A 22366-nucleotide genomic window follows, 5' to 3' on the forward strand; every position below is an offset into this window, starting at 1 on the left:
GTTTCGTCATGACCATCGGTGGAAAACGCAACCATCTCGCGCGGCGAACTCAAACATTGCTTGAGAATCCTTGTAGAAACCATAGAAGTCGTCGTCCTCTAGCGCTCGCGCCCGCTCGTCCCACTCAGCGAAATCCGCGACTAGCTTTGCCGAGGCAATTGGACCCATGGTCCCGTTCCCAACCCATCGAAACATTTCGCCAAACGGGTCCGGGTCATCCGAGCCGGGCATCCGCCAGTCGTATCCGACCAAACCTGCAAGCTTTTCCAAGTCTTCATTGAGGACTCTTTCCTTCCCGAATCCGAACCACGCATCTTCTTCGTACATATACGTGGCTCCGACTTCTAGGCCAGTGTAGAAGTAAGGCCATATAGTGTTTCCATCTGCCTCAACTGCATCATGGTCGAAGTGCAAGCTTCTGAAATCGTCGTCGAGGACGCCGGCGAATTTCTTAAGTCCACGACATGCCACAAAAAATACAAACACTATTTAGGCTCTTTTGAAAACTCAGTGGGTAATGCGGCTCAGCGGGCATGCGCGTTGAACGCGGTGAAGTTAAGTTTTCCGGCAATGAGAAACAAGACCGTGCGCATGGTTTCAAAGCGTGCATATCCACGAGCCTTGCGCTTTGCTGCCTGAAACAGGCCGTTGATGGCCTCGATGAAACCGTTGGTCTGACGGGTCTGGGTCCAGGCAACGATTCCATCGAAATGTCTGCGAACCAAACGCACGACATCCTTCATGGGCTCGACCTTGGAGCGCATGACGTTGGTGCACCACTGATGCAGCATCTCGGAGACGACGTTGATTTGTTTGCGCTCGAGAATGTCGCGCAATTGTTCTCGGTAAAGCCAGGCTCGGGCGGTGCGATTGGTCGTGTACTGACTGACCAACGCCTCAAGGTCGGTGAGTTGCGCAAGGTTCAGTTTGTCGGCGTCCTTGAGCAACGTCCAACGCATGCCTTTAAGCTGAGGGTCCAGTTTCTGCTGCTGCCGACGTACTGTGTCGAGCGCCTTGGACGCGTGAGCGACGACGTGGAACTTGTCAAAGGTCACTCGCGCTTCGGGGAGATGCTCATTGACGCCCTTGATGAAAGCCGGCGACATGTCGATGCTGACCGAGCTCACTTGCTCGGGCGAGCCGCCGTGTTCGCTCAGGTAGGTGGCCAAGCGCTCTATCGTGCTGGCATCCTTGCCTGTGGTGACGAACGCGACCCGCCGCGCCTGCATGTCGGCGACCAGCGTCAGATACTCATGACCGCGACGGTACGAGGTTTCGTCAATCGCCACGGCCGTCACACCCGACAGGTCGGCGGCCGCGAGTGCCAGCTCCACATACCGCGAACAGATGGCATGTACTCGATGCCACGACAGATTGACCGCGCGTGCAACGGCGGCGAACGGCATCTGCTGCGCGAGCATCAGCACTAACGCCTCGAACAACAATGTGAAGCCGCTGAGCTGGCCCACCCAACCTGGCTCAACCAAACGCACTGAACCATCGGGCAGGCGCACCCTGGGCACCCGCACTTCGAGGAAGCACTCGTGCTGAAAGAAATTCAGATGCCGCAGGCGCTTGATTTGCGTGTCGTGCACGGGATGCTCGCCGGCAACCCCGGCATAGCTAAATCGGCTGCCTGCAACGAAGTCAACGGCGATGTTGAGCTGCCGCTGAGCAGCATCGAAGTCAACACTTCGGACATACCAAGGAGCCGTGATACCGAGGGCGGATTCGAACAATTGATTCGTCATAGCTGATTGGCTTTACATGGGTGATTCCCGCATTCTGCCGCAATCACCCATGAATCATCTTACTGGGTGAGCGCGCCTCAAGGGTTCGCTGCGCCGGGCTCACGCCCGCCCTTGACCCGCCAAACCCACCCACTCCAAATTCAAAAGAGGCAAAAAAGCTAGATGACGAGAAGGCGCCGACAATTTGACGCCAGCTTCAAGCTGGAAGTGGTGAGGATGATACGAGACCAAGGGTTACCGGTCGGTGAGGTTTGCCGGTCGATGGAGCTTGGAGAGACGGCTGTGCAGCGCTGGGTGGCCCAGTACGATGCCGAGTGCAGTGGGGGTGCTGGCGTGGGCAAACCACTGACGGTCGAGCAGCAGCGTATTCGGCAACTTGAAATGGAGAACCGGCAACTGCGCGAAGACGTGAGCCTGCTAAAAAAAGCGTCGGCCTTCTTTGCGCGGGAACTGAAGTGAGTTACCGCGTGGTAGCTCGCTTGCAAGAGAAGGCCGTATCGGTCAGTCACGCTTGCCGCTTATTGCAGGTGAGCCGTTCGGGCTACTATGCTCACCGGCGTGCAACGCCCAGTCCAAAGCGCTTGCAGGAACGAACGCATGTCAGGGCCGCGTTCACCGCCAGCGGCGCGAGCTACGGCAGCCGGCGTGTGATGCATGCGCTACGCGGGCAAGGGCTGCGTATGGGCCGCTACCGGGTGCGTACGCTGATGCGCGAAGCGGGTTTGCGAGCGAGTTGGAAGCGCAAGTTCGTCTCGACCACCGATAGTAAGCACACGCTGCCCGTGGCCGAGAACGTGTTGAACCGGCAATTTGAGGTGGCGCAGCCCAATCGTGCGTGGGTGTCGGACATTACGTATATCCGTACGGCTCAGGGCTGGCTGTATCTGGCCGTCGTGCTGGACCTGTACTCACGCAAAGTGGTCGGTTGGGCAATGGCGCCCACCATGCCGGCCGGGTTGGTCATCTCAGCACTGAGTATGGCACTGCAGCAGCGCTGCCCACCACCGGGACTGGTCCTGCATTCGGACCGGGGCAGTCAGTACGCGAGTGTCGAATACCAGGCTTTGCTCAAACAGCATCACGTGGTTTGCAGCATGAGCCGCAAGGGAAATTGTTGGGATAACGCGGTGATGGAAAGATTCTTCCTGAACCTGAAGATGGAACGCGTGTGGCAGCGCCGGTACGCCAACCACGACGAGGCACGCAGCGACATCAATCAGTACATCGTCGGCTTCTACAATCCCGTGCGCCTGCACTCGACTTTGGGCTATCTGTCGCCCGCGGCCTATGAGGCAAAATCGACAGAGGAACAACCTATCTGCCTGTCTAAAATAACTTGACCACTACATTGAGCTCTCTGGAGGAATTTGCGGCTCAAGCAATGGGCAAGCGCTTTAATCAGATAGGCTTAGCGAAATTTCCCGGACGAAAGGAAAGTTATCGAAATGACCTTATGGAGCGAGTTCATGGCTACTTTGAGGGAACGACGCTAGAAGTTCCGAGTACCCGAGGAATTTACGAGATAAGCTCGATTCTGGTGTACGGGGGAAGTTGGGGCGCGGGAGATTGAAGGCGGTGGAGGTTTTAGCTGAGAATCTGATTGTCGAAGTCGGAAACTAGCAAACAACAAACCATCCACCATGAGCAAGTTTAAAGAAAAAGAAGTCGTTGGACTATCGGGAGTCGGTTTGGGGCTGGACGAATTGGTTCGGCACGGAGCTCGGCAGGTGATTCAGCAGGCAATCGAAGCGGAGTTGTCGTCGCTGCTGGAGCGGTTCGAGAACGTCAAGACACTGCACGGGCAGCGCGCCGTGGTGCGCAACGGTTATTTGCCGGAGCGCGAAGTGTTGACAGCCGCCGGACCGGTCGTGGTTAAGGTCCCCAAGGTTCGAGATCGTTCAGGATCAGGCGTGAAGTTCAATTCATCGATTGTGCCGCCCTATGTGAGGAAGTCCCCGCGCGTGAGTGCAGCGCTGCCCTGGCTGTATTTGAAGGGCATCTCGACGGGCGACATGAGCGAGGCGCTGAGCGTGCTGCTGGGTGAGGACGCCAAAGGCTTGTCGGCGAACGTGGTGAGCCGCCTGAAGGCGCAATGGGCCGAAGAGCATGCCAACTGGAGCCGGCGCGAGCTATCGAAGTCACGATATGTCTATTGGTGGGTCGACGGCATTCATACCGGTCTGCGCAGCGAGAATTCAGACGGCCAGTGCCTCTTGGTAATCATTGGCGTGACGCCTGAGGGCAAGAAGGAACGTGTGGCGATCGGCGACGGGTATCGGGAGTCGAAAGCCTCATGGCAAGAGCTCCTGCTGGATCTGAAGGCGCGTGGCTTGCAGGCGGGGCCATTACTAGCAGTCGGCGACGGCGCGATGGGCTTCTGGGCCGCGTTGGAGGAAGTGTTTCCAACGACGCGCGCTCAGCGCTGCTGGTTTCACAAGATGGGCAACGTGCTCAATGCACTTCCGAAGGCTCAACAGGGCCGCGCCAAGGCGGATCTGCAGTCAATCTGGATGGCAGCAACACGGGCCGACGCGTACGTCGCGTTCGACCGGTTCGTGACGATCCACGCGGCCAAGTATCCGAAGGCGACGGACACGCTGAAGAAGGATCGCGAAAGCTTGCTCGCGTTCTACGACTTTCCGGCTGAGCACTGGCAGCATTTGCGAACGACCAATGCGATTGAGTCGACGTTTGCCACGGTACGTCACCGTACTTCGCGTACGCGCAATTGCGTATCGCGACCCACCTTCCTCGGTCTTGCATTCAAGCTGATCGAGGAAGCCGAGAAAACCTGGCGCCGCATCAACGGCCCCGAACAGATCAAGCTGTTGTTGGAGGGCTTTGCCTTCAAAGACGGTGAACCGGTGCAAGACGATCGACCGGATCAGCAGAAACTCGCCGCTTGAAATCGCCGCTTATCAAACTGCCCGTACACCACTCTTGACCATATCTCGGAATTTACTTCTGCTCAGAGCTCATCACTGCAGCTTTCATTCATGTAGGGATAATTGAGCAATCAGCGGCTGTGGTATTTACGCCGGAAACATTCTCGCCTAGCGACATCGCCAAAGACAAAGCGTTTGGATTCTTCTGCGGTTACGTGAAATCCACTCCCGGGTACGTTGTTCCAGATGGGGACTTTTTCAGGAGCAACGTATAGTTAATTGCGTCATTGCGGTCAGAATGAAACCGTCAGCGGTTTCAAGCCTCTCCGGCGGCGCCATCACACCTGCGTTGTTGATCAATGCATGAAGGGGACGTTCCTCCGCAAACTCGCGGCGCGCGAACTCCCGAATCGATTCAAGAGAGGCAAGGTCTAGGGTTGCCAGCTCGGCACTGGCAGTGGGCACGTCGGTCCTCAGAAGGGCTAGTGCTGATTCTCCGCGACGCTGATCACGGCAGGCCAGGATGGCGTGCGCCCCCTTCTGCGCCAATACCCGCGCCGCGTGATAGCCGATGCCGCTGTTTGCTCCGGTCACCAGGACTCGTTTGCCGTCCAAGGATGGGATTTCTGCCGGCGTCCAAGTTCTTTTCATATGGGATTTGCTTCAGGCATCGTGGTTAGGAAAACCAGCGTAACAATGTCATAAGCCACCCGGTCTGTCGAACACGTCAACGTCGTCAATATCGTGCGCGACGTCGAGTTCGCTTCGCAAAATTTTTGCCGAGATTGGCCGCTCAGAGCAGCAAGCTTTTCAAGTGGATACCCAATAGCGGAGGATCATCGCCGCGATGCCATCGTATACTGAGTGCAGTTCTACTTCTTGGACTGCCGCGTGGTTGGTCGGGCAAACAACGGCAGCGACCACGGGATACCCCGGGACTGTGGGATAGTCTTGAGACCCCGGGCGGAGTGGCGAAGTTAGCGCTCCGAGGCGAACGGCTGACGGGCGACGCTGGCTTCAGGGTGCATCAGACGATGCTCGCGAGTTGGGTCTGAAGGCTCTCTGCAGGATGAGGGCTGGGCTCAACTCCACCAGGATGCATCTCTGAAAACGGAGCATGCATCTTAAGGGTAGATCTCAAACCTAAGATGGTGAAACAAGGGCGTAATAGCCATGGAGAAACAGAGGTTGTTTGTGCGGTTTCTGGTTGTCGTTCAAGTCGGTTCCTGAATTCTGCGCAGAGAGACTCTAATAAAATGGCCAAGTCGACCAAGGGCGATTGGCCGAGGCTATCTCTTAAGATGACTCGGCTGCGCATATAACAAGGGAACCACATGGGTAGGTCAGTTCATCAGTCGCTCGAGATCAGGGACACCCTCTCAGAACGTATCTCGTACGATTGCGAGAAATCAGAGGAAGGTGGTACGGATGTCTATTTTTATCTAATGCCGCCTTCAGGCCACGTGATCGAGCATGGGGCAAGGGCACGAGTGCTCCACGTCGCGCCGGATATGCTTACAATTTTCCCGTTCATGACATCGTCCTCGGGTTATGGTTACGAGCCTAAGTACAGTGGGCTCGACCGAGTGTGGCGCGACAATCTGGATGAGAGACGCGCGACAATCAAGTTGAGAATGTCGCGGCAGAAATGATGATGCCGATGTTGATTGACGCTGGCAAGCGTTTATTGATTGACGTGCGGCGTTGATTGACGCGGGCGAGTGGGTGTCGCGCGACAATCAAGCTGAAGCGATCAGTCGATGAGGATTGCTGTGTAATTGTGACGCCGCAGGTATTCTGGCTGCACGACAATCAGATGAGAATGTGGTGGCGTGGAAGGTGAATCCGGGGTTGATTGACGCCGGCTAGCTTTGCCTGCGAGCCGCGCGTCAATCAGGATGAGAACAGCGGGTCATTCGGTGAGGTCGATGCCGTGCTGATCCTCCTGTGTCGGTGGCACGCCAACGTTCTTTGGTGTCGCTCGACTGGCCGGGCGTCCCGGTCCCTGCTGCTTGCGCTGCAGGGCAGTACGGCGACGGTAGCTTTCGACGTTCAGCTCAAAGATGGTCGAGTGATGGACCAGCCGGTCGACGGCGGCCACCGTCATGGCCCGGTCGGGGAAAACCTTGTCCCATTCGCCAAACGGCTGGTTGGCCGTTATGCAAAGGGAACGGCGCTCGTACCTGGCGCTGATGAGCTCGAACAGCACTGACGTCTCTGCCTGATCCTTGCTGACATATGCGAAATCGTCCAGGATGACCAGGTCGAAGCGATCCAGCCGGTTGATGGCGGACTCCAGCGCGAGCTCGCGGCGCGCGACCTGCAACCGTTGCACGAGGTCGGTAGTGCGAGCGAAGAGGACCTTCCAGCCCTTCTCCAGCAGGCTCAGTCCGATGGCCGACGACAAGTGCGATTTGCCCCCTCCGCTCGGCCCCAGAAGAATCAGGTTGGTGCCGTTACGCAACCAGCCGTCGCCCGCGCAAAGCGCCGAGACGTGCGCGCGCGACACCATTGGCACCGCGTCGAAATCGAAGTTCTCCAGTGTCTTGCCCGGCAGGAGCTTGGCGTCCCTGAGGTGACGTTCGACTCGGCGTCGATCGCGCTCGGCGATCTCGTGTTCGGCCAGCGCCATCAGCAGGCGTGCTGCCGGCCAGCCTTCCGTGTCGGAGCGCTCGGCAAAGCTGGACCAGATCTGCTTGATGGCGGGCAGCCGCAAATCGTTGAGCAGCAGCGACAAGCGGGTGGCGTCGATGTCGAGATTCATGCCGTCACCTCCGTTGCCATGTCAAGCAGGGCTTCGTAGTCGCTCAGCGCGGCGAGCTGGATGTTCACCTCTGGCATGCTGCTCGTCGGCTTCGCTTCGAAGCGCGAACACAGTGCGTCGAGATCGGGTAACCGTCCATCGTCCAGGCACTGTTGCAGCGCCTTGGCCAGTTGGGCTTCGCAGTTGTGCTCGTGGGCCAGGCTGAGCAGTTCTACCATGGTCCTGCATGCCTGACGCTCCGGGAGCTGCTCGAGCAGGCGATCGAAGCTCAGGCGATACGCCTCGCGCGGAAAGATCTGATCGCGGTAGACCAGGTTGAGCAGTGCCATGGGCTTGCGGCGCAGCGCGTGGATGACGTGCCGGTAGTTGATGACATGGCCGTGCTTGCCCTTGGGACCCGCACGGCCGCGCTGCAGTGTCATCAGGGCCGTACTGCCCAGAAACAGCTCCAGCCGGTCGTCGTACAGGCGCACGCGCAGGTGATGGCCGATCAGCCGGGACGGGACGGTATAGAACACCTTGCGCAGGACGAAGCCGCAGGTGGTCGTGACGTACACGCGCGTTTCCTCGTAGTCACACGTACGCTGGGCCGGAAGCGGCTGAAGCAGTGCCCGCTCGAGCTCAATGCGTTTGCCATTACGCGCGTTGATTCGACCGACGATCTCGTCGATGAAGCGGCGATAGGAACCAAGATCGTCGAAGTCGTGACTGCCGCGCAGAAGCAACGCATCACGCGCTGCGCTCTTGAGGTGGCCATGAGGGCTCTCGATGGAGCCGTTCTCGTGGGCAACGCCACGGTTGTTGCGTGTGGGCTGCATGCCGTAGTGGGCGCACAGCGCATCGTAACGCGTGGTCAGATCCTTGCGCGCGTCGGCATCGAGATTGCGGAACGCCGCCGACAGGCTGTCGCTGCGGTGCTCGCGCGGCGCGCCCCCGAGTGCCCAGATGGCGTTCTGCAGCCCTTCGGCCAGCGCGACATAGCTCTCGCCGCCGAGAATGACGTGAGCGTGCTCAAAGCCCGAGCAGGCCAGCCGGAAGTGATAGAGGCGGTGGTCAAGCGCGACACCCGCCACGGTGACGCCCAAGCTGTCCATCTCGGTGAAGTCGGACAACCCGAGACGACCGGGTTCGTGTACCTGACGGAACATAACGTCATGCTCCTCGCCATGGAGTGCGCGCCAGTCGCGAATACGGCGCTCCAGTGTGCGGCGCACGTTGCCCGGAAGGTCGGGATGGCGCCGAAGCATCTCGTCCAGTACGGCTATCGGCCGGATGCCGGGAGCGCACTGGAGCAGCGGCACGATCTCTGTGTCAAAGATTGCCGCCAGGGGATCGGGACGGCGACGCGCACGTGGTGCCTTCTTCTTCGATGGCAGTCGCCGGTCCTGATCGATGCGATAACCCGTGGCGGCGCTGAACCCGGCGCGCGCAGCCGCTTGAGCTGGTCCTTCCTTGAGTCTGTACTTCATGAAGAGCCTCATCTGATGGTCGTTGATGTGTCGGCCGGGCAACTCAGCCTCCCTTCGCTACATGGAAGAGCTGTTCATACCCGATTTACCGCGACCACCGACAAGGCACCCCGGCAGCGGGGCGGACTCCTCGGCGCGGCGTTGCGGCAGCGGTTCTGGGCTACGCCCTCCACCGCTGCCGCAACGCCAGTACTCTCATCCTGATTGACGCACGGCTCTCATCTTGTTTGACGCGCGGCAACCGAGTATGTATCGCGCAACGCCGATCGGGTCCATATGAAGAGCCAACCGAGCACGGTGAGGTTGAGGCGCTTTTGGAAAGCCTTCCGGACTGGCTTGAGCGCAATCCGCTGAACGGCCTTGGCTTTACGAGCCAGGATCGATTTATACCCACCACCATTGCTGGGCTAGCTCGGCGCGTTGTCGTGATCATTGGCGGTGGCGACGCCCCGCCATCCTTTGAAGATGACCTTTACGTCATCACTGAGCTGTATCTGAAGCAGCTCGTTAGAAGCATGCGCTCGATCTCATCAAGGCACCAGCGACAGGCCCGCACGCAAAAGCAACTTTTCGCCCACAACGCGCTTCTGACTTCTGTCGATCGAGAGAATTTCCCGCCGAGAAAGCCGAAAGTCAGCGCGGAAATGATATTCGAGATGGTCAAGATTGGCCGGGTGAGCGCCGACATCCCGAAGGCAGCCCGACGCAACGTAATTAATCTCGTGGCAGACAACGCCCAGGCTATCGCAAAGGACTCACCTGAGACACTTTACGAACTGGTGAGCAGGATCGAGACCGCAACGCTTCAGGAGATGATCTCCAAATATGAAGAGAAGCTCGGGCAGGATCTGAACGAGACGAAATGGCAAAGCTTCTTTGAAGCCAACACCTTCATTCTTTCAATGGCCTTCGCGGTGCCGACCATCTTCGTACGCGCGACGCCATATGTCCATGGCAAGCGCGTCACTGGCCACGGAGGAAAATACTCCGACTTTCTGATGCGCGGTCAGGGCACAGGCAACGTGGCCCTCATCGAAATCAAGGCGCCGGGGACGAAGCTCCTTACACCTTATCGCTCTGAACAACAGGGTCCGTCGCCCGAGCTAACCGGGGCGATAACCCAGGTGCTTGGTCAGCGTCGTAGGTTGATTACCGGCTGGGCAAACCTGAAGCTCGACGACGACGGCACGCTCAAGGACACCGAGGTCTACTCGCCTCAAGCGGTAGTGCTCATTGGTACATTACCGGCGTCGAAGTTAGATCGAGAGCCTTTCGAAACGTTCAGGCAAGTCCTGAAGGACATCACCGTCCTAACTTTCGACGAACTACTGGCGCGGTTGAAGTACCTCCACGACGCTCTCACGGCAACGCCGATCGCCAAGGCACCATCGGATTCAGCTCCACCGTGGCAATCTTAGTCACACGTGGACTACAGCAGGCAGAGAGCTCACCCCCTCTGACTTTGTGACCTGTTTCTGCTTCAAGTCTGCATAGTGCTTGTGCAACGTTCGCCGGCGATCGTCGTAGAATTGTCACCTTTCGGCGTAATGGCGCCGGGCATTTTCGCCGTAATGACGCCACCGGAAACGAGCAATTGGAGGGTTCGAACGGGGATCAAGGTTGCTTGATTTTGCCTCCTTTTGCAAGCTCGGTTCTAGGTGACTCGACGCCCGGTTTTAGTCCGCGATAGCTCTCGCCGTCGAGGACGATTTTGTGGGCACCATGACGCAAGCGGTCAAGGGTTGCCGCGCCGATCATCTTGTTACCTGGGAATGCTTCACCCCATTCCGGGAAGTCCAAATTGGAAGTTAAGATCGTGGCCGTGCGCTCATAACGCTCGGCGATCAGGTCGTGGAAGTCTTCATCGTCCGGCGAACGCAGTGGCTTGAGTCCGAAGTCGTCAATGATCAGAAGTGGAAGCTTGGCGAGATACTGGAAACGGCGGTCGTAGGTGCCCACGGCCGCCGCGCTGCGTAGACTTGATAGCAATTGGCTTTGCGTAGAGAACAAGACATCGTGTCCTTGCCGCGCAGCTGCATGTCCCAGCGCTTGTGCGAGATGACTCTTGCCAGTCCCACACGGGCCGGCGATCAGAACGGCTACTTTCTCGTCGATGAATCGGCACGTGGCCAGATCGTGGATGGCGGCTCGATTCAAACCTGGCAGCCGATCGAAGTCGAAGCCTTCGAGTGTCTTCTGGCTACGGAAGTTGGCGCGTCGCATGCGCAAGCTGAGTTTCTTGTTATCGCGCCGGGCTACTTCATCATGGATGAGCAGCGAGAGGAATTCGGTGAAGGCGAGCTTGCGATCAATGGCCTCGCGGTTGCGCGCTTCCAGCGAATCGAGGATGCCAGACAAGCGCAGTTGTTTAAGCAGTGGAGTCAGTTCAGGAATGGGATGCATGGCCGGCCTTATTGGAGAATGGTTTGTGTATTGCGGCAGAAACGGCCCCCTTCGGTGTAGGTGCTCGCCAGCGCATCAAAGGCGTTTAACAGCGTCAGCTGATCCAATCCCTTTTGCAGAATGGTCTTAACTGCCGTGTAATGCGGCGTGCCGTAATGGTTGGCGCGCGAGCAAGCAGCTTCGAGTCGAATCGCGCCGTATTTCTGTTTGAGCCGCAACACGCCTTGCACCGAGCGCATCTTGATTAAGACTTTGTCGCCGAAGAGCGCATGAACCAGGGCGTAGCAGGCAGGCCCGATCTGCTCAGCAGTTGCCAGACACCATTGAGTGTCCTGCAGTTGCCACGCTTGAGCAGCGGATGGCAGATGATCGTCTACGGTGCGGCGGCCCCCCGGACGGGTAAGACGCACGTGGGCGGCAACCGATTCCTGCCCGCGATAGAGTGTCACCATAGTGTCGGTCGCCTTGAGCCACAACTCCTGGCCGACCAGTCGATACGGGACCGAGTAAAAACTCTGCTCGAACTGAACGTGAGCGTCGCGATGCACCTTCCCCTTAGCCCACACCGCAAGCTCTGGTGGGACGTCTGGCAAGCTGCTTAGCAGGCTTCGTTCGACTTCCGCGAAGCGTTTGAGCGGCATCTCGCGGGTGGTCCCGTGAATGCGGTTGCCGGCCTCGTTCATGACCCAAGCGTGTATCTGGCGGTTGGCGTCAGCCAGACCGCGGAACTCCCGCAGTGGCAAGAAGCCTCGCTTTACAAATTTGACGCCCGATTCCACGATTCCCTTTTTTTGCGGATCCCTTGGCGGGCATGCATCGATCTTGAAACCATATCCTTCTGCGCACTCGCCATACGCGCGTTGCACTTCGGGCTCGTAATAACACGCCCGGGTGATCGCACATTTGCAGTTGTCGATGATGACCCGGGCCGGCACGCCCCCAAATGCCTCAAAGGCGCGCCGATGACATCCCAGCCAGGTCGCTACGGTTTGGTCTCGAACAAACTCGACATATTGGTGGCGCGACCACGCCAGGGTCATGACGAAGAACCAAGTCTTATGGATCTCGCCGGTGAGCGCGTCGGTCATCATCGGGCCGGCGCCGAAATCAACTTGCGCGGCTTCGGCCGGCTTGAACTCCAGGCGCAGCGGCACGTCGGGCGTGTGCGAGGCGTCTATATGCAGAAGGAAACGATAGACCGAGGAATAGCTGCCGCTGTATCCGTGGTTGCGAACGAGCGTGGCGTGGATCGTGGTGCATTGAACGCCGGTTGCCCGCCACTTGCTGATCTGCTCGCGCCACGGTTCCAAGGTTGAGACGCAACTCGATGGTAGCGGCGCCTCTTTGCGATCCAGGAAAGCGGCCATTACGTGTTCGTCGGGTAAAGCCGCTTCACGCGCCAACCATCCGTTCTTGGCGGCAATCTCCCGCACCTGCGCAATCTTCTTGCGCCCCATGGTCTTCGATCGTGCGATATCCCGGTCAGAGTCGCCTCGGCGCATGCGCACCAGGATCTGTCGGTATTGGTACATCTCGAACCTCCGATTGGCCACGGCCTCTCCCGGCAAAAGGCCGGCAGTCTAGCCGATCAATGAAAGTTCGAACCCTCGTTGCTCGTCATCCGGGTGGCGCCATTACGCCGAAAAACGACTGGCGCCTTTACGCCGAAAACGTCGTGGCTCCATTACGCCGGAAATCCGGTGGCGCCATTACGCCGAAAACGAAATGGCTCCTATATGCCGGAAATTCACAAGAATACGGCAACATCATCCACCAGATGGCTACGCGACTGTTTTTTGTGGCGATTGCCCGGTCAAACATCGAAGCCCACTCCGTGTCAAGGTGCTAGGTGCTAGGTGCCGAACTCGTTCGAAGATTTTCCCTGAGGCCACATCAGCAATGAGTGGGGCGCAAGTCCGTGCGGGCCCGCTGGGTCATCACCATTTCGGCTCAAGGCCAAATATTTGGCCCTCATACGTGCCGTCGTCCTTGGGGGGGATGCGTTCCGACCTACGGAGGATTTTATGCGACGCCGCGCGCAGCTATGTCCACCTCCGAAACGGTGATCTGTACAGACACCGGTCCATTGACCGTGAACAAGCCACCGCGATGATGGACTTTCGCGGCCAGCGCCCCGAGCACCAAGGTCGGAAAAGCGATGCAGAACAATGAGATCTCAAAGTGGATACCCAAATGCGGGTCTCATGACCATGGCGTCGCCGTCCTCAAATCGAGACTGCCGCGCGGCTGGTCGGGCGAACAACGGCAGCGGCCACGGGATACCCCGGGACTGTGGGATAGTCTTGAGAACCTGGGCAAGGTGGCGAAGTTAGTGCCTTGAGACGAACGGCTGACGGGCGACGCCGGCTTCAGGGTGCATCTCGAAAAACAGATGATGCATCTTGAGGTCTGATGTCAAACCTAAGGTCGTGCGAAAAGAACGGACTATCCGTGGAGACGCCGAACGTACAAAAGTACCAGAACGGAAATGCAGGTCGTTGAGATAGGGCAATACAGTTTCAAGGAGGCGTATCGAAAAGCTTGCGCGCCCGAATTAGCAGGTGCATATCCTTCGCGAATGCGAAAAATGCTCTCTCGAGCGCCGCCATGTCACCGTTGCAGATTACCTGAAGAATCTCCGGGCTGACCTCGCGTCCGAATCGATGTTGTGAGCCATTCGGCGGATAAAGAGGTTCGTCCAACGCTAACGAGAGAACCCGCATGGACAGAAGCTGTTGTCGTGTGGGCGCTGCCGTCGTCGCCCATTCGTCCGCATGCCGTACGTTATTTGCCGACGCGACGATGACCTGCCCGAAAGAACAACTGCCGTAACGCGGCACCGCCTCATCCCATTCCGCCGATGTAGCTTCGAGATCGGCTCGCAAGGACTGGAGCGCGTTCGACATCGCAATTACGATGGCACCGGCATAGACGCCGCGCGCGACCTCTTCGGCACCCATCGCATCGTTGATACGGTGGAACTCATCGTAGTCAGAGCTGTTCATCGGATGCGGTGATTTCTTTGAAGCATCCTTGAATAGAGTCTCAAGCTCGCCTTCCAGCCGTTCACGGTCCGCAGCCGACGGGAACACAGCGTGGAACATCACGTGCATCACCGGATAGTTGAATCGCCACCAGTTGACCAACCGAAAGAGCGCACTGTATTCGGGGCTGTTGACCATGATGTCACCCCGGCGCGTGGTTGCAAGATCTCCGTCAACAATCTTCCAGTCACCCGGCGTCTGCAGGAAGCTGATGTCGTTGCGATCGATCACTTCGTTGTATTCAGGTACGGCAGCAGTAGGCAAGTGCTGTTCCGGCATGAGAGCGTTGCTATCCTGTTTTTTGAAGAACTAACGGGCCTCACGACATTTACCCGCCATTGAATCTGATGCGGATCAGGCTAGTCGCGGGTTAGCGTGGTTGCGCGCTGGTCAGGCCGGATTTCGGGAAAATTTCACGAGATATCCACGTTTTTTGGTGCTGGCTTCACGTTAGGAGGCTTCTATCGGTCAATATTTAGCCGCCTGTGGTTAGTCTCCCAGTCGCAGTGAGCAAGATCTCACCGCCTACGAACAGGCTGTCTCTTAGAAGCCTGCAGCTCTCGCGACTTGGCGATTATCGACGATTCGCACTTTAGCACCGGACGGCGTCTCGTGGCCGAATCCAGGTCCTATGCTGAACGGATAATCGATCCGCCGCTGGTCGTCGGCGTCCGGCTCAGTTCGACCCATCTCGGCCGTTGCAGGCGTAGCAAATGAACGACGAATTCCAAAAGTACAACGGCCATCCCTCGCGCCGCGCAAGCAGGTATTTCACTGTCATCGCCGGGAGCTAAGTTGCTTTCATACGGCTCTAATTGTCAAACCGGCAGCGCCAACTTTAGGCTTCTCCAAGTGACGGCAAGGACTGAGCCGCGCGGGTCAACAGGACGTTACCGTACACGCGCATTGCAAGGGAATACTGAGGGACGTCTCCAAAGTGTCGGGCAACAGCATCGTTCGCTTTTCTCGTAGCGTCAAGAACGGTGTCGCCCTCCTCCCAAGCTCTCATGAACGGATCGAGCCAGTTGTAAGTAACCAGCACGTTGAGCGGCCAAGGTGACGCGATTACCGCCTGGCTGCCTCCGTTCAAAAGTTGTTTCGGCAGGCTTGTGGTTGAGTTGTCCCACGGATTCTTGTCAATGCGCCCACCACTGCACACAAAAAGAATGACTAGCTCGACTCCCTCTAGCGCGCCAGCCAGTGCAGAAGGTGCCTCCACAAGCCCTTCGTCATCACGGATGCTATGTAGGTAACGTCCATCACTGCCGAGCCCCCCGTGCGCAGTCACCACGGCGAGCCCTGCATCTTTCATGTCACGTGGAAGCCGTTGGCCGGTGTCTACGGCGAAACCGAACGCATCAAAGCTTCCGCTGAGACGGCGTAGTGCCACGTCGAGCGTCTTTGCAGAGGCAGGCTCCTGTGCCTCGACGCCATTACGGCCGTCCGGTTTAAGGGCATCTTCGAGCTCAGAGTCCAGCCGCGCTGAAATCCAAGCCTTGTATCCAGTCTTCCGGGAACGCTGCGCCGCTCGAGCCGTGGCAAGCCAGGTCAGCGAAGGCACGGCACCGATGGAACTTTGCGTTCCTGCGAGGAAGCTGAAGCCACCATCGTCAGGCTGCATGACGACTAGGTTGGCCGTCAATTTTTGAAGCATAGGTTCCGCGACAACGATTAACCTTCGAGTTCGTGGAAGACGAATGTCCAGTCTTTCCATTGTGAGGTAGAAGATGTTGTTGCCGTCGCGGCGGTCGATCGTTCCATACTGCCTCGGAAACTCAGCCGACCACGTATCAAAGCGCCGCCGGAACGCTAGGTCGTGGCGCGGCTGGTCTATGACGCGAACTATGCGGTCGGCGACGTTGATGACTACGAGTTCGCCTTTGTCGTCCAAGGCCATGAACACAACGTCGCAGCCGGCGTCATTTACTTCACAGGCGTACTGCGTCGCCCAGTCCACCGTCATCACAGGGGCGTCGGATGGGCGCTTTACTGTTTGGTCTGCAAGCAACTCGATCGCGAACACCAACTCGGAAGCGACAGCAACGCCTTGAGTACCGGCGCCCAAGAGGCGTCTCGCAGCCAGCCCGATGTACGCATAGTCGCGAGCAACATCCGCGGCAAAGGCCGCGGGTTGCACTTCGTTAAACATAGCCAGAACGTCGGCGGCGGAGGGTTTCTCTGCAGACATGGTCTTGATTGTGCTGGCGTCCTTTCTCCCAACTTCTAGAAGCGCAGTATCAAGAGTTGCCCGTGTGGCCGACGGCACCACGCCGCCCGCAGCTTCGACCCTGGCGGCAGCTTGGCCGAGTAGCACTGCAAGGGGAAAAAGGCGATTCCTATCGCCGAGCGCATTCTCAGTTGCCTCGGCGACTTTCGCGAGAAGCTCTTGCAGTCCTTCCAGGGAGGCCTTGTGAGCCTGCATGAGCTGCAATCCGAGGTCGGCGGCAACAACACGGGAGTCGGTGACCGGGTCAAACCCAAGGTCTCCGAGAAGTTTCTTCATCGCGGGAAGGAAGTGCCGAGAGAGCTCGACGAGACCAAGATCACGCAGGATGCGGTGGATGGTGTACACCTCTTGCCACAGGTCCGCCTTCGGGACGGCGACGTCAGTCGCGAGCGCACAGGCCATGCCAACAAGCGCAGTGACGTGATTGCGGCAACGGTGATAGACATCGGCAAAAGCAGCCCACGCCAGCCGTTGGCGAAGCAACGAGGTCTGCCCCATCAGCAAAATTTGTTCTGCGAAATCCCGTGCACGCTGGAACTGACCTGCCGTCGCAAACTGCGACGCAAGCAATCGCATCAAGCGAATATCGTCGTCGCGCTCCTGCGTCGTGTGAGGACACATCGCGCAAGCGATAAAGACAAGCTTCTCCATAAAGTCTAGGTCAGCGTCCTCTCCCTGCTGTCCACTCGCTCGTTGAGTCAACTGCCCGATTGCGTGCACAACGTCGTCCGGGGACGCGATGATCAACTCTCGAGGAATGACGGTGACCCCGGGCTCACCACCACCGATCTCGCCCATCCAGTGGATTGCGTTGGCTATGGAAGCTTTCACCTCCTCGTTGGACAAGTCGGCTTTGGCCTCAGCTGGCATTGCCTCCGCGTATTCCAGCGCAACTCCGCGTTCTGCTAAGTCAAGCATGGTCAACGCAATGAGAGGTACGCCTTGATCTCCACAGGACTCGACGGACAAAAGAGACGTGAGGTTCGACCTGATGCCATCGTCGGACGGATGGCGACCCAAGAACTCGAATACGGACTGAAAGAGCCCCCGGTAGTAGTCGATCGCTTCCTTTGGCACCGACTCCCTGAGCATCATCGACCGAATACAGTAAAGCAGCACTTGGGTGGCTTGTCTTCCATAGACCTCTGACGAAGTTATGACGCTGGCTGCGTAGGCCGCCTCCCGGAACCGGCCGGCGCTTCTGGCGTGTACTGCACAGCAAACGACCGCGAGCTCCAGCCATTTTTGCCCCCAAGCTTGTGCTACCTCGATGGCCGCGTCGTAGTCTGGCTGGATTTCCGACAGTCGTTTCTGCAACTCTAGGTGATTTGCAGTGAAGCCCGCAGTTGTGAAGCGCTGCTCGTTCTCAGACTTGGCTTCTTGGCAGTTCATTAGAAGACGACGATCACGGTTCTCCTGGAGTCGTTCGGACCCCGGCACAAAGGCTTCCAAACGAGCATCGAACCTCGCGATGCGGTCGTTGTCTTCGAGCTGAGTGGCAACCTCCAGCGCCTCCTCGAGCCACATGTGGTCGCCAATACCATCAGGGCCGCCAGGCAAGAGTTCTTGCGCCAAGTCCTCGTCGCCGGCATGCACCGCGAATTGGGCGACTTGGATGGCGACTTCGGCCGGAAGTGACGGCAGGTGTGGCTGGAGTCGCCTGAGAACCTCCAGCGTGTCACCTTTTCGTCCCGTTCGGTTCACAAGCTGGACGAGCATATGCAGCTTGGTCCCCTCGGAAAGGTCTAATCCATCCAGTTCCGCGACCACCTCTTCAAGCCGACCTTGAACTGCCATGGATGTCCAGACCTCGCTACGGATGGCGAGGACCGCCTCCATGTCGCCTTCATAAGTCAACTCAAGGACGTAGCATTCGTCTACCGAGAGAAGCAGTTGCCTATTTGCTGACTTTTGCGCGGGAATTTCCCGCACGTGCACGAGGGCATAACTGCCCATACGTTGGACAGCTGAGACCAGTTGACTGCACAGCGAGGTCACGTGTGGTGTCCACCGGTCCTCAGGAAGCCGCGTGGCAGTTGCCCCGAACGCAACCGGCAAGCTAACCGTGGAGTCTCTAAAGCGGCTTGCTTCGGTCACCGCGATGAGTCTGCGCTCGCCCTGTTCCTCGACCATGCGAACCAAATCTGCGACAACGAGCGAGGGAGCGTGCTGCACCCGGACAATGCGCTCTAGTACCTTCTTCTCTTCGTCGTCGACAGGAAAGCCGCGCAGTTCTTCGGCTGCTGTCAGTAAAGCAGAGAACACCGATTGCTCGGTGACAGTCGTCGCTTCCGCAGGCGGAAGCAGGATGGTGGCGCCTCTGAATATTTGACGCCCCTCTTTGTCGGCTGCGCCCATGAGTAGGGTGGCAATGATGCGGCCAACGACCTCTCGCAAGGAGCCACCTATAACGAGGTCAGCGCAGCCCAGATTGAAACCTTTGCCGAACAGCACCGCTGGGTCAAAGCCTTGCAACGCACGCTCTCGAGCTTTTTTTTCAATCACCTGGGTTTCCTTATCCTTTTGTCTATGTCTGGATTGTTGTGGGCTACCCTCAGGCGCGGCGTCTTGGTGAGCCCTTTGCATTATTGGGAGCAACAAACCGGATCTGGACACTGGCCGTAGCTTTTTCAATAATCCGTTGCTTCGACGTGTTGAATCCGCAGTCTATAGCGGTCGTTCAGATTTTATCTTCAATGACGGTTCATGGCCGCTATGCGCCGGCCCGGTAAGAGCCGGCCTTCAGCGCATCGCTGCACCTTTGCCAGATGTGCCCGACGAGCGGGCTTTGATAGTTCAGCGTCAACTCGTTGGTAAATAGCGTAAGCGCATCCGATTGACGCACTGCGTGTGAAGCGGTCAAGTGCTCGCGGGACAACTTTAGCGCCATTTATCCAAGCATGAGCCGGTCAAGCCAGCTCGCCGACATCATGTTCCTAGCCAGCCAATACGTCCCGATTCGACGACGTGGTCGACGCGCCATGTTTTCGTCAAAGCGTGCGATCCCAGCGCACTCGTCACTAAATAGCAAAGTAGGTGGGTTCGCGCCGCTGGGCTAATCGACTGTCTTGGGCGTGGCATGTTTGATTCAGACTCCGGCGAAGGTGACGGGATAAGGTAGGAGCATGTTATCGACACTCGCGCGCGCGATCCACGACGACGTACGCAACAATGATGACCAAGAACCGAATTTATCGTCGCATCCTCTGACAATCGCCGTTCAGCGGGCTTCTACAAGCACATCGTGGCGGTCGTTCGCCCGGCATATGGAAAGGACCGGTGCGGCCATGAGCGAGCGGTCATGGCCGCACCGGATCCCCGATGACTCGCCGGAGTCGACCGAGAAGGGACTGTCGCGTCTCGCGAAAGCTGCGGTTCGGGCTCAATACGACTCGCCCCGTTTCAGGCATCGTCAAGGCTTACCCAACGGCGAGCAGCGCGCTGAACTGCACGCTGGTTGCTGAGCGTGGAAATTGAGGTAAAAAATTCTACGGCTTTCTCGTTCTCCCGTGTGATCTCAAATCCGAGCTTCCGATGGAAAGCAACGGACAATCGGTTGTGCCGAGCGCCGTTAGTCAACGATAAAGCGCAGCGGCGTCATGTCGCGTTGATGTGCGACCGACAAGCTCGTCTTCATCACCTGTAGGAAAGCTGACTCCATTCGTCATCACGGCACTGTCCCAGCGAACATTACGCGGTAGGCCCAGCTTAGCTGCCATCCGTCGGTCGCAACGGAAGTCGCGAGCGTGTCAAAATTGCCGTCGCAAATTTTCAGGTAGATCGACGAAAGGTATATCTGCAACATAGGGGCCTTCCAACACGACACACGGAGCACGACATGAAGAAGGCCCAGGCTCTCACTCAACAACAGCGCAACTATCGCGCCAATATGCTCAACGCAAACCCAGGTACGAGTGGCACCAATCTGATCAATGCCAAGGCGCATGGGAATCGTGGGAAGCAGTTAAACCCAAACCTGCAAGCCGGCGCCGACGGACAGGGACGTCCCCTTTTCCAGACTAAGCCCCGAAAGAAATGAATAACAGCAACGTTGGCTATCCAACGCAAGGCGACGTCATACGCTTTCTGTACAAGGCATTCGGCGTGCTCCCGGAAAAGCGCGATCCGGCGTCGGAGTTGGATGAGCGGCAGCGAAAGAATCTTCAGAAGGCGCTCGAACGTCTCGCTGCCGAAGATGGGACACTCGAAGAAAATTTCGGGGAGATGATCCGTCAACTTGCTTATTTGGTGGCAGGCTACGTTCAATCCGATGGGCTGAATCTTGCAATTGGCGAGGTGCTGTTTGATCTGCTAGACGGATATGCTCAAGTGTTTCGGGAGGACGGCACGTATCTCTCGAAGCGTGAAACCATGCGCTGGTTAGTCCTTGAGCGATGGGCTCCTGCAGCGGCGGTCGCTATCGCGAGACAGGTAACGCGATTTGGTCTTCGGTATTTCGCCGTCCTTTTTCCTGGCGAAGCGACTTGGTTCTTGCCCGATCTTGAGGGCGAAAAGCCGCTATCGCCGCTGACGAAGGTAATGCGCTGGATCTACGAAACGGAGAATGTGTCGCAGACGCGTTTCCACTATTCTCAGGGTGACGCCTGCGGAACCGAGATCGCTCGCGAGCGGGATTTGGAGAACGCGCAAAACTGGACCAGCGGCCGCAATTTGCCCTCAGCGGCGGCGTTGCGTTGGACGTTCGGCCGTGCGTTCGACGCGCTGCCCGACACGTCCGATGGCAGCGATTCAGCCCGAAATTCTGTACGCCGGGAAGGCGCGCAGATGGCGCTGTTTCTGGCACGGGGCGCAACCTATGTGACGTCAGAAATAAGCGACCACTTCGGCCGCGAGTTTCTACAGCGCGTCTGCACGGATTTCAAGCGCATATTGAGTCTTGCGCTTGAAGACAGCTTGCGGGCTGAGGCCTTCATCGCTGAACTTGCGCAGCGAGAGAGTATCTCTCCTCGCGATCCACAGTTGCGCGATTATGCGGTCGATTGCTGGAACAAGGAACTCGCGTTTCGCACGCGAGAGGCTAGCGCCGCACTGATAGAGCTTCAGGCAACCGAAAAACAGGGTAATGGGGATGTCGATAAACTTGTCCGCGAATATGGTGCATTGGCCGTGTTGCCCGCGATTGAGTACCTTCGCGCAGCACCGACCCACGAGGTGCCGCCTACATTCCTCCAAGCGCTGTTCGACGGTTTGACACTCACTGAAGACGCCGACCTAACTAACGATCGCATTGACGCTTATGCTGTTAAGTTAGAGGACTGGGGAGCGGCATTGATGTTGCCGTGGATGGTCCCGTGGCTGCGCTTTCAGGTTTTCTATCGCAAGGAAGATCATCCACAGGCGTGGGACTGGATCTCAAAAGCGTATGAAGCTGCCCGCTATCGGGCCGGTAAGCGTCAATATCAGATAGTTAACCACTATGTCGAGCTCGCAGCAAAAATGAACAAGAAGCGGGACTTCAAAAAAGGCGTGGGATGGGCGCGTTACATCGGCCTCTCAATTCGATGGTTGCGCGATAAGGAACTAACCGATGAAAATATCGATTTCGCGATGGAAGTTCTTAGACGCTCTCGATATAGCGGTTAGTGCAAACAGCCGGACGCTTGCGTCCAAGGAGGCTTTCGGTCGGGGTGGCCAAGCGGACTGAGTGGCGATTGGCCTTGCCGATAGGCGCTCAGTGCTCATCGCGGAACGGCAGCGCCGCCGATCATCGCAATTCGGTAGGGCAGCTTGACCGAGGACGCCTTGATAGCCGATAAAAAAACATGAAGGCTTCCCATCGAGTCATATAGGTGTACGTCGACT

Annotated in this window: 14 protein-coding genes; 5 read left to right on the forward strand and 9 right to left on the reverse strand. The window is 57.8% G+C overall.

Annotation, left to right across the window (positions count from 1 at the left end):
- Positions 1–6: 6 nt before the first annotated feature.
- Positions 7–486, reverse strand: coding sequence for a hypothetical protein (locus SBC1_RS01310; RefSeq protein WP_165987006.1), 480 nt, complete (start codon positions 484–486; stop codon positions 7–9).
- A 38-nt stretch (positions 487–524) separates the two neighbouring features.
- Positions 525–1751 (reverse strand): ISL3 family transposase, encoded by a 1227-nt coding sequence (locus tag SBC1_RS01315; RefSeq protein WP_165096086.1) that lies wholly within the window; start codon positions 1749–1751, stop codon positions 525–527.
- Between the two features lie 162 nt (positions 1752–1913).
- On the opposite strand from SBC1_RS01315, the gene SBC1_RS01320 reads away from it, so the two are divergent.
- Both SBC1_RS01320 and SBC1_RS01325 read left to right on the forward strand, forming a co-directional pair.
- Positions 1914–3091, forward strand: a protein-coding gene (locus tag SBC1_RS01320; protein ID WP_207958421.1) for an IS3 family transposase whose coding sequence is annotated in 2 segments (ribosomal slippage) — positions 1914–2181 and positions 2181–3091 — 1179 coding nt in all. Because the reading frame shifts where the segments join, the coding sequence is not laid out codon by codon here.
- Between the two features lie 300 nt (positions 3092–3391).
- Positions 3392–4657 (forward strand): IS256 family transposase, encoded by a 1266-nt coding sequence (locus SBC1_RS01325; protein WP_165987008.1) that lies wholly within the window; start codon positions 3392–3394, stop codon positions 4655–4657.
- Positions 4658–4894: 237 nt separating this feature from the next.
- On the opposite strand, the gene SBC1_RS01330 is transcribed toward SBC1_RS01325, so the two are convergent.
- The 3 genes from SBC1_RS01330 to istA (SBC1_RS01340) all read right to left on the reverse strand — a co-directional run bounded on the left by SBC1_RS01330 (position 4895) and on the right by istA (SBC1_RS01340) (position 8881).
- Positions 4895–5287 carry an SDR family NAD(P)-dependent oxidoreductase gene (locus tag SBC1_RS01330; protein WP_165987010.1) on the reverse strand — a complete coding sequence of 131 codons (393 nt, stop codon included), beginning with the start codon at positions 5285–5287 and terminating at the stop codon, positions 4895–4897.
- Between the two features lie 1261 nt (positions 5288–6548).
- On the reverse strand, positions 6549–7400 hold the full coding sequence (gene istB / locus SBC1_RS01335; protein ID WP_122944000.1) for an IS21-like element helper ATPase IstB: 852 nt from the start codon (positions 7398–7400) through the stop codon (positions 6549–6551).
- Complete coding sequence (gene istA / locus SBC1_RS01340; RefSeq protein ID WP_243830260.1) at positions 7397–8881, reverse strand: IS21 family transposase; 1485 nt, start codon at positions 8879–8881, stop codon at positions 7397–7399. Before istA (SBC1_RS01340) ends, istB (SBC1_RS01335) begins: the two co-directional genes overlap by 4 nt.
- Positions 8882–9183: 302 nt before the next feature.
- Between istA (SBC1_RS01340) and SBC1_RS01345 the strand changes: the two genes are divergently transcribed.
- Entirely contained in the window at positions 9184–10287 is a 1104-nt protein-coding gene (locus SBC1_RS01345) for a Shedu immune nuclease family protein (RefSeq protein ID WP_165987015.1), read from the forward strand.
- A gap of 196 nt (positions 10288–10483) precedes the next feature.
- Here SBC1_RS01345 and istB (SBC1_RS01350) read toward each other — a convergent pair whose 3' ends face one another.
- From istB (SBC1_RS01350) to SBC1_RS01365, 4 genes are all read right to left on the reverse strand, one after another.
- Positions 10484–11272: an IS21-like element helper ATPase IstB gene (gene istB, locus SBC1_RS01350; RefSeq protein WP_165098394.1), complete on the reverse strand. Its 789-nt coding sequence runs from the start codon at positions 11270–11272 to the stop codon at positions 10484–10486.
- 8 nt (positions 11273–11280) lie between these two features.
- Positions 11281–12804 carry an IS21 family transposase gene (gene istA, locus SBC1_RS01355; protein WP_165106248.1) on the reverse strand — a complete coding sequence of 508 codons (1524 nt, stop codon included), beginning with the start codon at positions 12802–12804 and terminating at the stop codon, positions 11281–11283.
- A 987-nt stretch (positions 12805–13791) separates the two neighbouring features.
- Entirely contained in the window at positions 13792–14595 is an 804-nt protein-coding gene (locus tag SBC1_RS01360) for a hypothetical protein (protein ID WP_165987017.1), read from the reverse strand.
- 559 nt (positions 14596–15154) lie between these two features.
- Entirely contained in the window at positions 15155–19048 is a 3894-nt protein-coding gene (locus SBC1_RS01365; RefSeq protein ID WP_165987019.1) for a CHAT domain-containing protein, read from the reverse strand.
- A 1333-nt stretch (positions 19049–20381) separates the two neighbouring features.
- Between SBC1_RS01365 and SBC1_RS01370 the strand changes: the two genes are divergently transcribed.
- Both SBC1_RS01370 and SBC1_RS01375 read left to right on the forward strand, forming a co-directional pair.
- On the forward strand, positions 20382–20582 hold the full coding sequence (locus tag SBC1_RS01370; RefSeq protein WP_165987021.1) for a hypothetical protein: 201 nt from the start codon (positions 20382–20384) through the stop codon (positions 20580–20582).
- A complete protein-coding gene (locus SBC1_RS01375; protein WP_165987023.1) occupies positions 20579–22147 on the forward strand; it encodes a hypothetical protein in 1569 nt (522 codons plus the stop codon). Before SBC1_RS01370 ends, SBC1_RS01375 begins: the two co-directional genes overlap by 4 nt.
- The last annotated feature ends 219 nt before the right edge of the window (positions 22148–22366 follow it).

The sequence above is a fragment of the Caballeronia sp. SBC1 genome (genome assembly GCF_011493005.1).
Taxonomy (GTDB): domain Bacteria; phylum Pseudomonadota; class Gammaproteobacteria; order Burkholderiales; family Burkholderiaceae; genus Caballeronia.

Bases quoted from the DNA above. Each gene is read 5' to 3' on its own strand.
- SBC1_RS01375 (WP_165987023.1), top strand. From the start codon at position 20,579: ATGAATAACAGCAACGTTGGCTATCCAACGCAAGGCGACGTCATACGC.
- SBC1_RS01360 (WP_165987017.1), bottom strand. From the start codon at position 14,595: ATGCCGGAACAGCACTTGCCTACTGCTGCCGTACCTGAATACAACGAA.
- istA (WP_243830260.1), bottom strand. From the start codon at position 8,881: ATGAGGCTCTTCATGAAGTACAGACTCAAGGAAGGACCAGCTCAAGCG.
- SBC1_RS01330 (WP_165987010.1), bottom strand. From the start codon at position 5,287: ATGAAAAGAACTTGGACGCCGGCAGAAATCCCATCCTTGGACGGCAAA.
- istA (WP_165106248.1), bottom strand. From the start codon at position 12,804: ATGTACCAATACCGACAGATCCTGGTGCGCATGCGCCGAGGCGACTCT.
- SBC1_RS01370 (WP_165987021.1), top strand. From the start codon at position 20,382: ATGAAGAAGGCCCAGGCTCTCACTCAACAACAGCGCAACTATCGCGCC.
- istB (WP_122944000.1), bottom strand. From the start codon at position 7,400: ATGAATCTCGACATCGACGCCACCCGCTTGTCGCTGCTGCTCAACGAT.
- SBC1_RS01315 (WP_165096086.1), bottom strand. From the start codon at position 1,751: ATGACGAATCAATTGTTCGAATCCGCCCTCGGTATCACGGCTCCTTGG.
- SBC1_RS01325 (WP_165987008.1), top strand. From the start codon at position 3,392: ATGAGCAAGTTTAAAGAAAAAGAAGTCGTTGGACTATCGGGAGTCGGT.
- istB (WP_165098394.1), bottom strand. From the start codon at position 11,272: ATGCATCCCATTCCTGAACTGACTCCACTGCTTAAACAACTGCGCTTG.